The 16,142-nt window shown below is 63.4% G+C and carries 14 protein-coding genes and 1 pseudogene; 12 read left to right on the top strand and 3 right to left on the bottom strand.

Annotation, left to right across the window (positions count from 1 at the left end; translation table 11 throughout):
- Window positions 1-48: 48 nt before the first annotated feature.
- Window positions 49-2,064, top strand: a complete 2,016-nt coding sequence (locus CFE50_RS04105) for a peptidase U32 family protein (RefSeq protein WP_286731441.1) — start codon at window positions 49-51, stop codon at window positions 2,062-2,064.
- A gap of 33 nt (window positions 2,065-2,097) precedes the next feature.
- Here the strand turns inward: CFE50_RS04105 and CFE50_RS04100 are convergent, their stop codons facing one another.
- Window positions 2,098-2,802 carry a glutathione S-transferase family protein gene (locus tag CFE50_RS04100; protein ID WP_286731438.1) on the bottom strand — a complete coding sequence of 235 codons (705 nt, stop codon included), beginning with the start codon at window positions 2,800-2,802 and terminating at the stop codon, window positions 2,098-2,100.
- Between the two features lie 475 nt (window positions 2,803-3,277).
- On the opposite strand from CFE50_RS04100, the gene CFE50_RS04095 reads away from it, so the two are divergent.
- The 11 genes and pseudogenes from CFE50_RS04095 to CFE50_RS04045 all read left to right on the top strand — a co-directional run bounded on the left by CFE50_RS04095 (window position 3,278) and on the right by CFE50_RS04045 (window position 14,660).
- Complete coding sequence (locus CFE50_RS04095; RefSeq protein ID WP_241810324.1) at window positions 3,278-4,243, top strand: amino acid ABC transporter permease; 966 nt, start codon at window positions 3,278-3,280, stop codon at window positions 4,241-4,243.
- A 13-nt stretch (window positions 4,244-4,256) separates the two neighbouring features.
- Window positions 4,257-5,021: an amino acid ABC transporter ATP-binding protein gene (locus tag CFE50_RS04090; protein ID WP_286731437.1), complete on the top strand. Its 765-nt coding sequence runs from the start codon at window positions 4,257-4,259 to the stop codon at window positions 5,019-5,021.
- Between the two features lie 55 nt (window positions 5,022-5,076).
- Window positions 5,077-5,916: a transporter substrate-binding domain-containing protein gene (locus tag CFE50_RS04085; RefSeq protein WP_286731434.1), complete on the top strand. Its 840-nt coding sequence runs from the start codon at window positions 5,077-5,079 to the stop codon at window positions 5,914-5,916.
- Between the two features lie 75 nt (window positions 5,917-5,991).
- Window positions 5,992-7,287 carry an NAD(P)/FAD-dependent oxidoreductase gene (locus CFE50_RS04080; protein ID WP_286731431.1) on the top strand — a complete coding sequence of 432 codons (1,296 nt, stop codon included), beginning with the start codon at window positions 5,992-5,994 and terminating at the stop codon, window positions 7,285-7,287.
- Window positions 7,288-7,301: 14 nt separating this feature from the next.
- The gene (locus CFE50_RS04075) at window positions 7,302-7,772 is read left to right on the top strand and encodes an Lrp/AsnC family transcriptional regulator (RefSeq protein ID WP_133860947.1); all 471 of its coding nucleotides are present in this window, start codon (window positions 7,302-7,304) and stop codon (window positions 7,770-7,772) included.
- 170 nt (window positions 7,773-7,942) lie between these two features.
- Window positions 7,943-8,679: pseudogene (locus CFE50_RS04070) on the top strand (GntR family transcriptional regulator).
- A gap of 32 nt (window positions 8,680-8,711) precedes the next feature.
- Window positions 8,712-10,010, top strand: a complete 1,299-nt coding sequence (locus CFE50_RS04065) for an MFS transporter (protein ID WP_081320907.1) — start codon at window positions 8,712-8,714, stop codon at window positions 10,008-10,010.
- Window positions 10,011-10,041: 31 nt separating this feature from the next.
- Complete coding sequence (locus tag CFE50_RS04060; protein WP_286731424.1) at window positions 10,042-10,896, top strand: amidohydrolase family protein; 855 nt, start codon at window positions 10,042-10,044, stop codon at window positions 10,894-10,896.
- Between the two features lie 234 nt (window positions 10,897-11,130).
- The gene (locus CFE50_RS04055) at window positions 11,131-11,763 is read left to right on the top strand and encodes a pyridoxamine 5'-phosphate oxidase family protein (RefSeq protein WP_286731421.1); all 633 of its coding nucleotides are present in this window, start codon (window positions 11,131-11,133) and stop codon (window positions 11,761-11,763) included.
- Window positions 11,764-11,804: 41 nt separating this feature from the next.
- Complete coding sequence (locus tag CFE50_RS04050) at window positions 11,805-12,365, top strand: DUF1993 family protein (RefSeq protein WP_241808895.1); 561 nt, start codon at window positions 11,805-11,807, stop codon at window positions 12,363-12,365.
- 636 nt (window positions 12,366-13,001) lie between these two features.
- Complete coding sequence (locus CFE50_RS04045; RefSeq protein WP_286731418.1) at window positions 13,002-14,660, top strand: methyl-accepting chemotaxis protein; 1,659 nt, start codon at window positions 13,002-13,004, stop codon at window positions 14,658-14,660.
- Between the two features lie 121 nt (window positions 14,661-14,781).
- On the opposite strand, the gene CFE50_RS04040 is transcribed toward CFE50_RS04045, so the two are convergent.
- Both CFE50_RS04040 and rlmE read right to left on the bottom strand, forming a co-directional pair.
- Entirely contained in the window at window positions 14,782-15,153 is a 372-nt protein-coding gene (locus CFE50_RS04040; protein ID WP_286731417.1) for a hypothetical protein, read from the bottom strand.
- Between the two features lie 340 nt (window positions 15,154-15,493).
- Complete coding sequence (gene rlmE / locus CFE50_RS04035) at window positions 15,494-16,114, bottom strand: 23S rRNA (uridine(2552)-2'-O)-methyltransferase RlmE (protein WP_007158737.1); 621 nt, start codon at window positions 16,112-16,114, stop codon at window positions 15,494-15,496.
- Window positions 16,115-16,142: the final 28 nt, after the last annotated feature.

The following is a 16,142-nucleotide window of genomic DNA, read 5'->3' as shown; positions in this document are numbered from 1 at the left end:
GCTACAATGCGCGCCTTGCCGTGCCACGCCTGATCGAGAAGAACCGCCATGTCCCTGCCCAAGCACCATCTGGAATTGCTCAGCCCTGCCCGCGATGTCGGTATCGCCCGGGAGGCCATCCTGCATGGGGCCGACGCCATCTACATCGGCGGGCCGAGCTTTGGTGCGCGGCACAATGCCTGCAACGAGGTCAGCGAGATCGCCGAGCTGGTGAAATTCGCCCGCCGCTACCATGCACGGGTGTTCACCACGATCAACACCATCCTGCATGACGACGAGCTGGAGCCGGCGCGCACGCTGATCCACCAGCTGTACGACGCCGGCGTGGACGCGCTGATCGTGCAGGACCTGGGCGTGCTGGAACTGGACATCCCGCCGATCGAGCTGCATGCCAGCACCCAGACCGACATCCGCACCCTGGCGCGGGCCAAGTTTCTCGACCAGGCCGGCTTCTCCCAGCTGGTGCTGGCGCGCGAACTGAATCTGCAGGAGATCTCGGCCATCGCCGCCGAGACCGAGGCGGCCATCGAATTCTTCATCCATGGCGCCCTGTGCGTGGCCTTCTCCGGCCAGTGCAACATCTCTCATGCCCAGACCGGCCGCAGCGCCAACCGGGGCGACTGCTCCCAGGCCTGCCGCCTGCCCTACACCCTGAAAGATGACCAGGGTCGGGTGGTGGCCTTCGAGAAGCACCTGCTGTCGATGAAGGACAACAACCAGAGCGCCAACCTGCGCGCCCTGGTCGAGGCCGGCGTGCGCTCCTTCAAGATCGAGGGGCGCTACAAGGACATGGGCTACGTGAAGAACATCACCGCCTACTACCGCCAGCTGCTCGACGAGATCCTCGAAGACCGCACCGACCTGGCGCGCGCTTCCAGCGGTCGCACGGCGCACTTCTTCGTGCCCGATCCGGACAAGACCTTCCACCGCGGCAGCACCGACTATTTCGTCACCGACCGCAAGGTGGACATCGGCGCCTTCGACTCGCCGACCTTTACCGGTCTGCCGGTGGGCCAGGTGGAAAAGGTCGGCAAGCGCGACTTCATCGCCGTGACCGAGGAGCCGCTGTCCAACGGCGACGGCCTCAACGTGCTGGTCAAGCGCGAGGTGGTGGGCTTTCGCGCCAACGTCGCCGAGCTCAAGGGCGAATTCGAGGAGGACGGCCAGAAGCGCTATCGCTATCGCGTCGAACCCAACGAGATGCCCGAGGGGCTGTTCCGCCTGAGACCCAATCACCCGCTGTCGCGCAACCTGGACCACAACTGGCAGCAGGCCCTGCTCAAGACCAGCGCCGAGCGTCGCATCGGCGTGCGCTGGCAGGTTGAGCTGCGCGAGCAGCGGCTACAGCTGACCGCCACCAGCGAGGAAGGCGTCAGTGTCTCCGTTGCCCTGGACGGTCCCTTCGGTGTGGCCAACAAGCCGGAGCAGGCGCTGGAGGGCCTGCGCGATCTACTGACCCAGCTGGGCACCACCGAATACCACGCCCTGAGCGTGAGCCTGGATGCACCCCAAGCCTTTTTCGTGCCCAATTCGCAGCTCAAGGCGCTGCGCCGCGAGGCCATCGAGCAGCTGACCGCCGCCCGCGTCGCCGCCCACCCGCGCGGCCGCCGCAAGGCCGAGACCAATCCACCGCCGGTATACCCCGAGTCGCACCTGTCCTTTCTCTACAACGTCTACAACCAAAAGGCGCGAGACTTCTATCATCGCCATGGCGTGCAACTGATCGACGCGGCCTACGAGGCCCATGAAGAGCCTGGCGAGGTGCCGGTGATGATCACCAAGCACTGCCTGCGCTTCTCCTTCAACCTCTGCCCCAAGCAGGCCAAGGGCGTCACCGGCGTGCGCACCAAGGTTGCGCCGATGCAACTGGTCCACGGCGACGAGGTGCTGACCCTGAAGTTCGACTGCAAGCCCTGCGAGATGCATGTGGTGGGCAAGATGAAGGGCCACATCCTCGACCTGCCGCTGCCCGGCAGCCAGGCCGCGGCCAAGGCGCTCGCCAGCATCAGCCCGGAAGACCTGCTCAAGACCATCCGCAACAAGCCGACCGGGTACAGTCACTGATCCCCGACTGTCTGACGCCGCCGGCTCGAGTCGCTATCGCTCAGTTGCCGCAGGCGTCTGCCGCGCCAGTCCGTTGTAGGCGTCGAGCATCCGCTCGCACCAGGCCGTAATGGGGTCGTCCTGGGCTAGCAGAGGTTGAGTGCTGACGATCCGCGCCCACTGAAAGGCGCCGAAGACGATGTGATCGGCATAGGCCGGGGCTTCACCCGCCAGGTAGTCCTGCAGGGCCAGGGTGCTGCGCAGGGGCTTGAGGACATCGCGGAAGGCCTGCAACGACGTCTCGCGCTGCCCAGCCAGGGCCTCCAGCGAGACGCCAAATGCCGCTTCGCGGGTTCGCTTGAAATAGTCCTTATCGGCTTCATCCAGCACCGCATGGACGTCGGGCAGGATCAGCCGCGCCAGCGCGGGATGGACACTGTCCGCGACCCATTGGTTGATGAAGCGCGTCGTAGCCTTGAGCGAAGCATCGCCCAGCAGCGAGGGCCGCTCGGGGTATTGGCGATCCAGGTACTCGGCGATGGCCCAGCTGTCGCTTACCCACTGCTCGCCATCCACCAGTACCGGCACCTTGCCCTGCCCGGAAGCGGCTATGGCCTCCTTCTCGTGAAAGCGCCAGGCCACGGTCTCGACCGGCAGCCCCTTGTGCGCCAGCGCCAGCCGTATGCGCCAGCAATAGGGGCTGAAGCGGCAGCTGTCGTCGGCACCGGTCAGTTCGTACAGGCGTAGCGGAAGGGTCATCAGGAGGTTCCTCGTCGTTGTTCATCAGGTCATCCAGGAACGGCAGCCTGCAGGAAAGTTGGTCCACCGCGGCAGCTCATCACACCTTCCTAAGACCACGCCTCAACAGCAAGTGTCCAGGTCGCATGGGATCGCCGCGCTACGGCCAACCGCTCTCCGAAAGGTCTACAGGAGATGCATCACCGCGGAGATCGGACCCTCGAGATAACTGTCATGTCATGGCCTGAGCGCTGACCGCTCCGAGACGGTCTTCAGGCAGCGGACCTGACCTTTCAGGGTATCCGGATAGCATCGTTCAGTGACGTTCGCCGCTCTATCCATTCGCCAGCCCAAGTTATCAAATCGACAGATCATACCCAGCTATTTTCAATTATTTACCAGCAAAGTGACCTATTTCGCCGGGTACTGCCTTGCACAACGCCTCCCTACAATGGCCTCACAACAAGAAAAGCGCCAAGCGCGTGAGGACCGAGCCATGTATCGCGACCACATCGTCAAACCGCGTGCGACAGACAGCCTTCCCTTTATGGCCATGGTAGCCGTCGCAGTCTTTCTCCTGGCCTGCGTCTATGGCGTCGGAGAGGGCGGTCTGGCCCGCCTCATGGGGCCGATCGTGCTCGACCTGGAAGCGCCCATGCTGCGCAATATCGTGGTCTCCGGCACCCTTACCCTTACCCTGATGCTGAACCTGTTCATCCTCGGCCGATTTCCGCTGAAGGCTCAGGTCGTCACCGTCTGGTGCGAGTTGCTGCTGCTGTTCCTGCTGTTCTTCGATACCTTCGATCTGTCCTACAGCTTCATCCTCAGCAAAGTCGGCTTCATGATCACCCAAGGGGTGTTCACCACCGTCTACGTCTCTGCGCTTTCAATCGCCATCGCCTTCGTACTGGCCTTGCTCGGCGCCACCGCGCGCCTTTCGGCCAATGGCTTTGCCGTCGCCATCGCAAGCTTCTACACCTCGTTCTTTCGCGGCGTACCCCTGCTGATCCAGATCTACCTGATCTATCTGGGCATTCCCCAGCTGGGCTATGTCGTGGGCGCGGTGCCGGCGGGCGTGCTGGCGCTGTCACTGTGCTACGGCGCCTACATGACCGAGATCTTTCGCGCCGGAATCAGCAGCATCCCGCGCGGGCAATGGGAGGCCTGCCGGGCAATCGGTCTTACCCCCTTCCAGGCCATGACGCGCGTGATCCTGCCGCAATCGATGCGGCTCATCATTCCGCCGACCGGCAACCAGTTCATCTCGATGCTCAAGGACAGCTCTCTGGTGTCGGTGATCGGGGTCTGGGAGCTGATGTTCCTGGCCCGTACCCAAGGGCGTGCAGAATTCCGCCATCTGGAAATGCTGATCACGGCCGCGGTGCTCTATTGGGTGCTGTCGATCCTGCTCGAAACCGTGCAGGCCCGTCTGGAAAAGCGCTTTGACCGCGCCCACCGCTAACCTGGAGCATCCCATGCATCAGACCTCTGTTTCCTCCAACCTCAACACGGCCGTCTCGGTGCGCGATCTGCAGAAGTGGTACGGCGACTTCCAGGTCCTCAAGGGGATCGACCTGCACATCGCCAGCGGCGAGATCGTCGTGATTTGCGGCCCCTCCGGCTCAGGCAAGTCGACGCTGATCCGCTGCCTGAACCTGCTGGAAGACTTCCAGCGAGGCGAGGTGCGGATCGCGGGTCAGGTGCTGACCCGCGAAGCAGCCAGCGTAGCCAGTATCCGCCGACAGGTCGGCATGGTGTTCCAGCAGTTCAACCTCTTCCCGCACCTGACGGTGTTGGAGAACCTGATGTTGGGGCCCCGCCTGGTCGGCAAGCTCGACCAGGCTGAGGCAAGAAAGATTGCCCTGCAGTATCTGGCGCGGGTGCGGATCGCCAACCAGGCTGACAAGTATCCCGGCCAGCTCTCCGGTGGCCAGCAACAGCGGGTCGCCATCGCCCGGGCGCTATGTATGAAGCCACGCATCATGCTTTTCGACGAACCGACCTCGGCGCTCGACCCGGAGATGGTCAAGGAGGTTCTGGATGTAATGGGCGAACTGGCTCAGGACGGCATCACCATGCTCTGCGTAACCCACGAGATGGGTTTCGCGCGCAAGGTGGCCGACCGGATCATCTTCATGGATCAGGGCCAGATCATTGAAGAGGCCCGTCCGGACGAATTCTTCGATAACCCACGTCAGCCACGGGCACGCGAATTTCTTTCGCAGATCCTCAGTCACTGACCGCAGCCGTTACACCCCTCACGACAACAACAAACGTGTATTCGGAGACATCCTCATGACCCCAGCCGCTCGCCTTCTCACCGCTCTCGCCACCGCTGCCGCCCTGAGTGCCGCCCTGCCCTCCGCCTGGGCCGGCGCGACCCTGGACCGCATTCACCAGACCAAGGTCATGAAGGTGGCTACCGCAGCCAACTGGCCGCCGCAGTCCTTTCTCGGCGAAGACAATCAGTTGCGCGGCTTCGACATCGACGTGGCGACCGAGATCGGGCGACGACTCGGGACCAAGGTGGCCTTCGTGACCCCCGAGTACGGCATCATCACCGCGGGTCGCTGGGCCAATCGTTGGGATCTCTCCGTCGGCTCCATGACGCCGACAACCGCCCGGGCGCGGGTACTCGATTTCCCCGCCGTCTACTACTACACGCCCTATGTGTTCGCAGTGCACAAGGATGCAGCCAAGACGACGCTCTCCGAGTTGAATGGCAAGAAGATCGGGGTTGAGGCTGGTACCACTTCAGAGGACTACATCAACAGGCGTCTGAAAATCGATGCCACCGATGTACCCGCGTTCACCTACGAGGTGGAGCCTGGCGAAGTCCTGACCTATGGCGACAGCATGGGTCCGCTCGACGACCTGCGCATGGGCAACGGCACCCGACTGGACGCCACCCTGTCTGCGCTGCCGACCGTACTGGGCGCTATCAAGGCGGGTTACCCCATCACCGCCGTGTCGGGCAAACCGGCCTACTACGAACCCCTTGCCATTGCAGTCGACAAGGGCGACGAAGCCTTCAACGCCGAGCTGACCAAGGCCGTTACCGACATGAAAGCGGACGGCACGCTCAAGCAACTCTCGCAAAAATGGTATGGCACTGATCTCACTCTGATTCAGTAACCACCGCTCCAGACGCCCGTACCCGCCAAGCGGCGGGTGCGAGGACCACTGCTGCCCGAAAAAGGACATCCACTGATGGCTGCCTACAGCAACAACTACTACACCGGAACCATGCGTGCGACCACGCAACGCGCGCCTTTGCTAGGCAATGTGGTGGCGGACGTCTGCATCATTGGCGGCGGCCTGGCCGGTTTGAGTACGGCCCAGGAGCTGTCGGCACGTGGCCGTTCGGTGGTCTTGCTGGAAGCGAATCGCGTGGCTTGGGGAGCTTCCGGCCGCAATGGCGGATTCGTGCTGCAGGGCTGGTCGGAAGGCCTGTCCGCAATCGAACGGCGCTGCGGTCGTCAGACAGCAGCTGCCTTGTTCAGGCTGTCGCTGGAAGGTGTCGACATCGTCCGTGACACCATCGCCCGCCACCAGTTGCCCGGGTGTGCACCCACGCCCGGCAAGCTCAGCGTGGTGCGCTACGAGGATGGCATCAATCTGCAACGGATCCGCGATCGCATGGCGCAGGATTTCGACTTCGAATTGGAGTATCTGGACACTCAGCAGATCCGTGAGCGTCTGAAGACGGATCGTTATTTTCAGGCGCTGCGCGACACCCATGGCTTTCACTTCCACCCCTTGAACTACTGCCTGGGCCTGGCAGAGTTATTCGAGTCCGGCGGCGGCGTGATCCACGAGCGCACAGCAATGCGCGAGGTAGTGACCCAGGCGGATCGGCACAGGGTCATGACCGACCAGGGTTCGGTAACCTGTCACGACGTGGTCTACTGCTGCGGAGGCTACGGCGGCGCCGAGTTCGGACGACTCCGCCGCGCCTTCCTGCCGATCGCCACCTATGTGGTGCTGACCGAGCCCCTGGGCGAGCGGCTCGGGAGCGCCGTGACCACCACGGATGCGGTCGGTGACAATCGCCGCGCCTCGGACTACTACCGCATCGTCGAAGGCGATCGTCTGCTTTGGGGCGGTCACATCACCACTCACAACCTGCAGGACGAGCAGCGGCTGGGGCAGTTACTCACCCGCGATATTCTCGCTGTCTATCCCCAGCTGCAGGGCCTAAAAATTGCCAAGGCCTGGTCCGGACTGATGGGTTATGCGCGCCACAAGATGCCGCACATCGGTCGCCTGGCACCAGGGGTATGGACCTGTACTTCATTTGGGGGCCATGGTATGAACACCGCACCGATCGGAGGCCGCGTCATAGCGGAAGCCATCTGTGGGGAGACGGATCGTTATCGGCTGTTCTCCGCCTATGGCCTCGAATGGAACGGCGGTCCCGTCGGGCCAGCGGCTGCGCAGACCGTCTATGCCTATCTCAAGCTGATGGATAAATTCCAGGAAGCCCGGGCGCACGGACACCGCTGAGCCGAGGAAAAGTCATGGATGCACGCAACACCGGAGCGCTGTTTCAACTGACGGAGAAGGATCGGCAGCTATTGGCTCTGTTGCAGGCCAATGCCCGCGAGCCCACCGCGGCCCTGGCGCGCAAGCTTGGCGTCTCGCGCTCTGCCGTACAGGAGCGGATCACCCGCCTGGAACGGGCCGGCGTGATCACCGGCTACAGCGTTCGCATTGATCAGGATCGCCTGCAGCAGGTGATCAACTGCTTCACCATGACCTCCTGTACCAACAAGAGCTACACCGATGTCATGACGCACCTGCGCAACATGGAAGCGGTACAGGCAGTGTATGCCGTGTCGGGTGAATCGGACTTCATTATCCACCTCGCCACCCACACGCTTGGCGAGCTGAATGCGGAGCTCACCCGCATCAACATGATCAAGGGTGTCGCCCACACGGCTTCGCACATCGTGATGGAAACGAAGTTCAGCCGGAAACTGACGATCTGAGCGGGCGTTATCACGCTCGCTCAGGCCACGTCGAACACCGGAGCGACCCCACTGCATCCAGGCAGAAGTAGCGACTCTCCTTTCTTCAGATCTCCTGATACCTGCCCATGCCCCCTTGACGCCCTCGACCATCTTCGCCACTATCCAAATTCATATAGATAACTATAACTATGGATGACCAGATGACTGCAGTCGACGCTCGTCTGCCGCTGTACCAGCGGCTACGTGATGACCTCGCCACCGCCATCGCTCGGCAGCAGTGGCGACCGGGTGAAGCCATTCCTACCGAAGCCGTCTTGTGCGATCGCTATGCGGTGTCACCCGGCACGGTGCGCAAGGCACTGGATCTGCTGGTAGACGAAGGCGTTCTGGAACGTTTCCAAGGCCGCGGCACCTTCGTTCGCCGGCCGCAATTCGATCACTCGCTGTTTCGCTTCTTCCGCTTCGAAGATGCCAACGGCGAACGCGTGGTACCGGACAGCCATATCCTGCTGAGAGAGCAGCGCCAGGCCCCGGCGGACGTGGCCAAGGCGCTCCAGCTGGCCGAGGCAGCGCGGTCATCTACCTGCACCGCCTGCGCCTGATCGCCGGGCGCGCGGTGCTCGAGGAACATATCTGGCTGGATGCCACTCGTTTTGGCGCCCTGCTCGACATCCCGCTGGAGGCCTTCGGCCCCCTGCTCTACCCCCTCTATGAACAGCACTGTGGCGAAGCCGTGGCTCGCGCCGAGGAACAGCTCAGCGTCACCCAGGGCGCGGCCGACAGCGAGCGTCTGCTGCAACTCCCGGCGGGCCAACCGCTGGTGCAGATCGAGCGACTCGCGCTGGGCTACGACGGCCGCCCGCTGGAATGGCGGCGCTCCCGTGGCGACGCCCTGACCTTCCGTTACCGCACCGACATCCGCTAGCTGCCACTCCAAAAACAAGAGGCACCCTCATCATGTTCAACTGGTACAAAGACGTCTCGCGCGGTGAGCGCAAAACTTTCTGGGCCTGCTTTGGCGGCTGGGCGGTGGATGCCTTGGAGGTCCAGATGTTTGGCCTGGCCATTCCGGCATTGCTGGTGGCCCTGTCGATGACCAAGGCCGATGCCGGCCTCATCTCCGGGATCACCTTGGTCACCACGGCCGTGGGTGGCTGGCTCGCCGGCAGCCTGTCCGATCGCTTCGGTCGGGTGCGGGTCCTGCAATGGACCATCCTCTGGTTCTCCGGCTTTACCGCCCTGTCGGCCTTCGTCGATGGCTATTACTCGCTGCTGGTGGTCAAGGCCCTGCAGGGCTTCGGCATCGGCGGTGAATGGGCAGCTGGCGCCGTACTCATGGCCGAGACCATTCGCGCCGAACACCGCGGCAAGGTCATGGCGACGGTGCAGAGCGCCTGGGCCGTGGGCTGGGCCGGTGCGGTGCTGCTGTTCACCCTGATCTACAGTTTCCTGCCGCAGGACTATGCCTGGCGGGTGATGTTCGCCCTCGGCCTGCTGCCAGCCCTGCTGATCCTCTATGTGCGCCGCTCCATCCCCGAGCCCGAAGCCTTCCAGCGCACCGCCAAGAGCCGTTCCGATGCCGGTTTCTGGAGTGCCCTGCTCGGCATCTTCAAGCCGCAATACCTGCGCGTGACCCTGCTCGGCGGCCTGCTCGGCCTGGGTGCCCACGGCGGCTACCACGCGGTGATGACCTGGCTGCCGACCTTTCTCAAGACCGAACGGCAGCTGTCGGTACTGAGCTCGGGTGGCTACCTGGCGGTCATCATCTTCGCCTTCTGGTGCGGCTGCATCGCCAGCTCGGTGCTGATCGACCGCATCGGCCGCCGCTACAACGTCGCCCTCTTCGCCTTCTGCTGCGTGCTCACGGTGCAGGCCTATGTGAGCCTGCCGCTGACCAATACGCAGATGCTGTTCCTCGGCTTTCCGCTGGGCTTCTTTGCCGCCGGTATTCCGGCCAGCCTGGGTGCCTTGTTCAACGAACTCTATCCCAGCGAGATCCGTGGCGCCGGCGTGGGTTTCTGCTACAACTTCGGACGGGTACTCTCCGCGGTCTTCCCCTTTCTGGTGGGCCATATGAGCGCGTCCATGTCGCTGGGATCGGCGATCGGCATCGATGCCGGTATCGCCTACGGCATCGCCTTGATCGCCGTCCTGGCACTGCCGGAAACCCGCGGCCGAGATCTGCAGCGTCTCTCGGATGTCGATCAGACGCCGACACCTTCTCACCAGGATGCCTCTGCACCGGTTCGCCACTAGGCAGCCGGTCCATCCCCAGCCAAGAGTTGCCATGATCCGTTCGGAAATTGATCCCGTCACCGGCGTCGACAGCCACGCCCATGTGTTCCATCGCGGCCAGACGCTGGCGGCAGAACGCCGCTACAGCCCCGACTACGATGCGCCTCTCAGCCGCTACCTGACGCATCTGGATGAAGTGGGGCTGTCCCATGGCGTCCTGGTGCAACCAAGCTTTCTCGGCACCGACAATAGCCTGCTGCTCGATTGCCTGGCCCAGGCACCCAGGCGCTTGCGCGGCGTGGTGGTGGTCGAGCCCGAGGTGTCAACAGACGCCCTGGCAGCCTTGATCTGCCAGGGCATCTGCGGCGTTCGACTCAACCTCATGGGGCAGCCGCTGCCCGATCTTGCAGCGCCTCCCTGGCGACCCTTCCTGCAGCGGCTGGCAGAGCACGGCCTGCATCTGGAGCTGCATCGACATGCTGGCGATCTGCTGGCGCTGCTTGGTCCGGCGCTGGAGGCTGGGGTGACCGTAGTGGTCGATCACTTTGGGCGTCCCGATCCGGATCTGGGTGACCGCGACCCCGCCATCATGGAACTCTGCCGCTGGGCCGACCGGGGTGGCGCGCTGTGGTTCAAGCTGTCGGCGCCCTATCGCAACGCACCCAAGGACAGCCCAAGCGCGCTGATCAGGCAGCGTGCGCAGGCCACCGCCGAGTGCCTGCTGGCCGCTTTCGGGCCGGACCATTTCGTCTGGGGCAGCGACTGGCCGCATACCCAGCACGAGCGCCAGACCAGCTTCCTGCAGGAATACGACGCGATGCCGCACTGGCTGCCTGCGGGGTATCGTCAGCGGATTCTGGTGAACAATCCGGCCCGGCTGTTTGGGCTCGGCGATCCGCGGCGGTAGTCGGAGTCGGCGCCTGCAAGCGGGTACCGCTCCGGGGGCATCACGCCTGGCCGCCCCTGAACCTCGCCTCCTCTGCGCGAGCCACGAGGGCGCTGGCAAATGTCGACACGTCACTGCCACCTCTCAAATCAGCTACAGTCCAGCGAGTCCCGTTCAGCCGTCGCGAAAAAAAAGGCACCGGGCTAGCCGCGCCTAGCCGGGCGCGCAACTTTCAGATCAAGCCAGGAGCTGGGCATGCAGCAAGACAACGATCAGCAGGACTACCTCAGCTCGCTGGAAGCGCTGGAAAGTCTCTACGGCCAGGTCGCGGCACCCTCGATCCTCAAGGAAACCGATCACATCCACCCCGTCTACCATCCCTTCATCGAAGCCGCGTCCTTCGTGGTCCTGGCCTCCTCGGGGCCCCAGGGACTGGATGCCTCGCCGCGCGGCGATGCGCCGGGCTTCGTGCATGTCCAGGATGCCAGGACGCTTTACCTGCCGGACCGCCGGGGCAACAACCGCCTGGATACGCTGCGCAATGTCCTCCAGGATCCTCGGGTGGCGCTGCTGTTCCTGATCCCCGGCATCGGCGAAACCCTGCGCATCAATGGCACCGCCCGGATAGCGGTCGATCCGGCCTTGCTGGCCCGCTTCGAGGTCAAGGGTCAGCGCCCACGGACCGTACTGGAAGTCACGGTCACCAACGTCTACTTTCAGTGCAGCCGCGCGGTGATCCGGGCCGGCCTGTGGGATCCCGCCAAGCACCTGGCACGCAGCGCGCTGCCTTCTCCCGGCACCATCCTCAAGCAGCTCTGCCCGACGCAGGTGGACGGCGACGCCTACGACCAGGCCCTGCCGCAGCGTATCGCCAGCACGCTCTACTAGGGCTGCCCGGCCCTGCCTCCAGCCCCCATCAAGGACCCGCCATGACCTTCACGGATATCCTCGTTCCCACCTATACCAATCTGCTCGGCGCCCTGTCGGCCTGGCTAGGCAAGGCCGAGGCCCAACGGCCGGACGGTGCCGCCGAGGCCCTGCTGCTCGCCCGCCTGGCGCCCGACATGTTCCCGCTCGCCACCCAGATCCGCTTCGCCTGCGTTCAGGCCCAGGAAGGCATGTTGCGCCTGCACGACCAGGCCTTTCCGCCCGAACTGACAGCGCTGCTCAACGAAGGCCGCAACGCCGCCGAACAACCGGGCACCCTCGTCCAGGCGCAGGCCCGCATCCGCGAAACCCTGGACCGGGTACAGGCCATCGCAGGCGAAGGGTCGCCCATCAAGGAGAGCGCGCCTGTCGCTCACGAACTGCCCCAGGGCCTGGTTTTCGACTTCACCGCCGAACAGTACGTCCGCGACTGGGCGCTGCCGCAGTTCTACTTTCACGTGATGACCGCCTACGCCATCCTCCGCGCCCAGGGCGTCGAGCTGGGCAAGGCCGACTATGTCGCCCATGTACTGCCCTTCCTGAGACCCGGGGCGTCGTCCTAGTTGCCAGGCGGCCAGATGTCGACCAGCGTCCTACAGGCCAGAGAAAGGACGCTGATACCTGGTGGTCTGCTGGACGTCTTGCATGACGCCGACCAACTAACGATGTGCAATTTGAAAGCGCTGGTAACGGCGCGTGGGTGATTCAATCTTGCCAATTGCCGCAGACGTTTCCGCGAATAGCGCTTAAGGCACCTGCCAACTCTTGCGACTTAGTCGAGCTTTAACTGGCTCCAGCTACTTACCCTCAGACTAAACAAAGCGCCTATATCGATCGGTATTGCAACCGTCACGCTTGTCACGCCCAACTCTTAAGATCAGATGCTAGATAAGCCTATCTCGATAAGAAAACGCCTGTACGCCCATCCCTGACCCCGCGCCCTGACAAGCTTTCAGGCTCTCCGGGCATGGACGCGCCAGTTTGTTCTCGACCGCCTTAAAACGTTGCATGGATATCGCGAAAATCTTTATCGGGATATACCAGCATTATCTCGATAAGTTAAAGTAATTCATTGATGCGGCATTAGGCCACTATAAATTTATTTAAGCCCGATCCGAAAGCCTGCCTATTGACGTCACTATTCCGTCGTCAGTCCTGGCTAGTCGCGAACACTAGCCTTCCTAAGCAGGAGCTTTCAGATGTACAAGAATTTCCGGATTGGCACCCGCCTTATCACGTCCTTTATCGCGGTAGCCTCTATCAGCCTGTTGGTGGGGTTGGCGGGCCTGAGCAACAGCAGTCAGATCAACGATCTGGCGACTCAGCTCTATCAGAACGAGTTGCTCGGGCTGTCCTACATCAAGGAGGCCAATCTGAATCTGGTCTTTATCGGCCGCGCGCGCAGCAACTACCTATTGGCCATCAGTGAAGAGGATCGCAATCGCGCCCAGGCGGAGGTCAAGCTGGGCCTTGCCAACGTCAGAGACAATCTCGCCAAGGCCCGACCGCTGTTCAGTAGCGAGGCCTCGGCGACCAACTTCCGGCAGATCGACGAACTGCTCGGCAGCTACGCCTCGCAGTTGGACCAGGCGATGACGATCGCGGGCACTAGGGCGCTACGTGACGCCGACCCGGAACTGGACAACCAACTGGCTAGCGTCCGCCGTTATGGCGATCAGGTCGGCGTGTTGATGACCGAACTGTCCAGGCGCAAGGAGCAGAACGCCAGCGACGCCAATGACCTCACCGACCAGATCTATGCGCGCAGCCGGGTCATGCTGATCGGCATCATCGCGGGGGGTGTGGCCTTTGGCATCCTGCTGGGCTTCCTCATGAGTCGCAGCATCACCCGGCCCCTGCGCGCCGCGGTCGAGATCGCCGATCGCCTGGCCGCCGGCGACCTCACCCAGCCCATCGACGCCGAGGGCCGTGACGAGACCGCCGCCCTGCTGCGCGCCATGGACGGCATGAACCAGCGCCTGTCACAGATCATCAGCGATGTCCGCAGCGCCTCCGATGGGCTGGCCAGCGCCTCGGAAGAGATCTCCGCCACTGCCCAGAGCATCAGCCAGGCCAGCACCGAGCAGGCCGCCTCCGTCGAGGAGACCAGCGCCAGCGTCGAGCAGATGTCGGCCTCCATCGCCCAGAACACCGAGAACGCCAAGGTCACCGACGGCATGGCCGGCAAGGCCAATCGCGAGGCCAACGAAGGCGGCCAGGCCGTCAGGGACACCCTGGTGGCGATGAAGACCATCGCGGCCAAGATCAGCATCATCGACGACATCGCCTACCAGACCAACCTGCTGGCCCTCAACGCCGCCATCGAGGCGGCGCGAGCCGGCGAGCATGGCAAGGGCTTCGCCGTGGTGGCGTCCGAGGTGCGCAAGCTGGCGGAGCGCAGCCAAGTTGCCGCCCAGGAGATCAGCCACGTCGCCCAAGGCAGCGTGGCCCTGGCCGAGCGCGCCGGCTCGCTGCTGGATGAGATGGTGCCCTCCATCAGCAAGACCTCCGACCTGGTGCAGGAGATCACCGCCGCCTCGGAAGAACAGACCTCCGGCGTCGAGCAGATCAACAGCGCCATGCTGCAGCTCAGCCAGGTCACCCAGCAGAACGCCTCGGCCTCCGAGGAACTGGCCGCCACCGCCGAAGAGATGAGCAGCCAGGCCGAATTGCTCCAGCAACTGATGGAGTTCTTCACCCTGAACAGCACCTTGACCGGCCAAGACCTGCCGCGCCCCGCTACCAAGCGCTCGGGGCCGGGACTGGCCAAGCGGGCGGCCGCTCTCGTCGACAACTCGCGGCAGGCCAGCCAAGGCGGCATCCCGGTCGGCTATGCCCGTTTCGAAGAGCCGGCCTGAGACCGATCCGGCAATGCGGTCCCCTTCGGCAGGGGTGCCACCCCAGGGTGAGCACCTCTGCCTGCAAGACAGCGGATGGAGGCTCGCCAGGATCCCTGGCCGCGCTGTCTGCTGGAAAGCCTCAGCGGCTTACGCCGAGAAAGGCTTTGAGCTCGAGCACGATAGCCGTGACCTCTTCCTTATCGGTGAAGCCGATCCGCGGCCAGTCATAGCGACTGTCACGTTCGGTGGGGTGGCCGCTGTCGACTTTCAGCTGCCTGAAGAAGTGTCGGGTTTCGACGATCCCCCGGCCTGCGCGCCTGGCATGGGATTCGATCTCGAAGGCGATCTCGCCCAGATTGCCGGCGGCCAATCCGGCGACCGGCCGATACAGGAAGATCTGACCTCGCTCGGCCTTCACACATCTAAAACCATGCCCGCTTTCCATCTCGTACAAGGCGCCATAGATGTCCGTTAGCAATCTTCTGGCCGTCTCGAACACATAGGTATCCATCTCTCCCGCTCCCAGTCTTCGGCACACCCTCACCGCAACAACTGCTTGAGCGCAGATGAATAGGAAACCCTAGCAGCCGCCCAGGAATTAATTCCTTCCGGAAACATCCCTTCACAGTTGCGGGATAGCGTTGAAGGGGAACGCCACTTCGTGCTGGCCCTGATCACGGGATTCTCAGCGTTTCCTGGGGGAAGGAAGCGATTCTTCGAAAGACGCGGGAATGCGCTGCAGCAACTCCAGGACCCGGTGCAGTCACTCGGCGGGTAGCGGCAGGTATTAATGACGAAACAACGTGTCGGCGGGCCATCGAACAGGCCCGCGCCGGCGGCAAGGGCTGACGCTAGCCCTTGAAACCCTTGCCCACCAGATAGACCTCGCGCGAGCGGGGACGCGAGGCTTCGGGCTTGCGGATCGACACCTTCTCGAAGGAGGTGCGTACGTCTTTCAGGAAGACATCGGAGCCTTCGCCCTGGAAGACCTTGACCACGTAGTTGCCGCCGGGCTTGAGCACCTGGCGCACCATGTCGAGGGTCAGTTCCACCAGGTACATGGCGGCGGCCTGGTCGGCGGCCGCGACCCCGCTGATGTTGGGCGCGATGTCGGAGACGATCAGGTCGGGCTGGCGGCCATCGAGCACGCCGAGGATCTTCTGGAAGACGGCATCGTCGGTGAAGTCGCCCTGGACGAAGTCGACGTTGTCGAGGGCTCCCATCGGCAGGATGTCGGTGGCCACCACGCGGCCCTTGTCGCCCACGATGCCGCCGGCCACCTGCGACCAGCCGCCGGGCGCGGAGCCCAGGTCCATGACCAGCATGCCGGGACGGATCAGCTTGTCCTTCTCGTTGAGCTCGATCAGCTTGTAGCTGGAGCGCGAGCGCAGGCCGTCTTTCTGAGCGCGTTTGACGTAGGGATCGTTGACGTGTTCATCCAGCCAGCGACGGCTGCTTTTGGATCTTTTCATGTTGGAGCTACCACGGGAAAGCGGGTGA

The organism is Pseudomonas sp. PGPPP4 (genome assembly GCF_002256045.1).
GTDB lineage: Bacteria > Pseudomonadota > Gammaproteobacteria > Pseudomonadales > Pseudomonadaceae > Chryseomonas > Chryseomonas oryzihabitans.
Note: the sequence above shows the minus strand (reverse complement) of the source record. Positions and strands in the feature narration are given on the sequence as shown.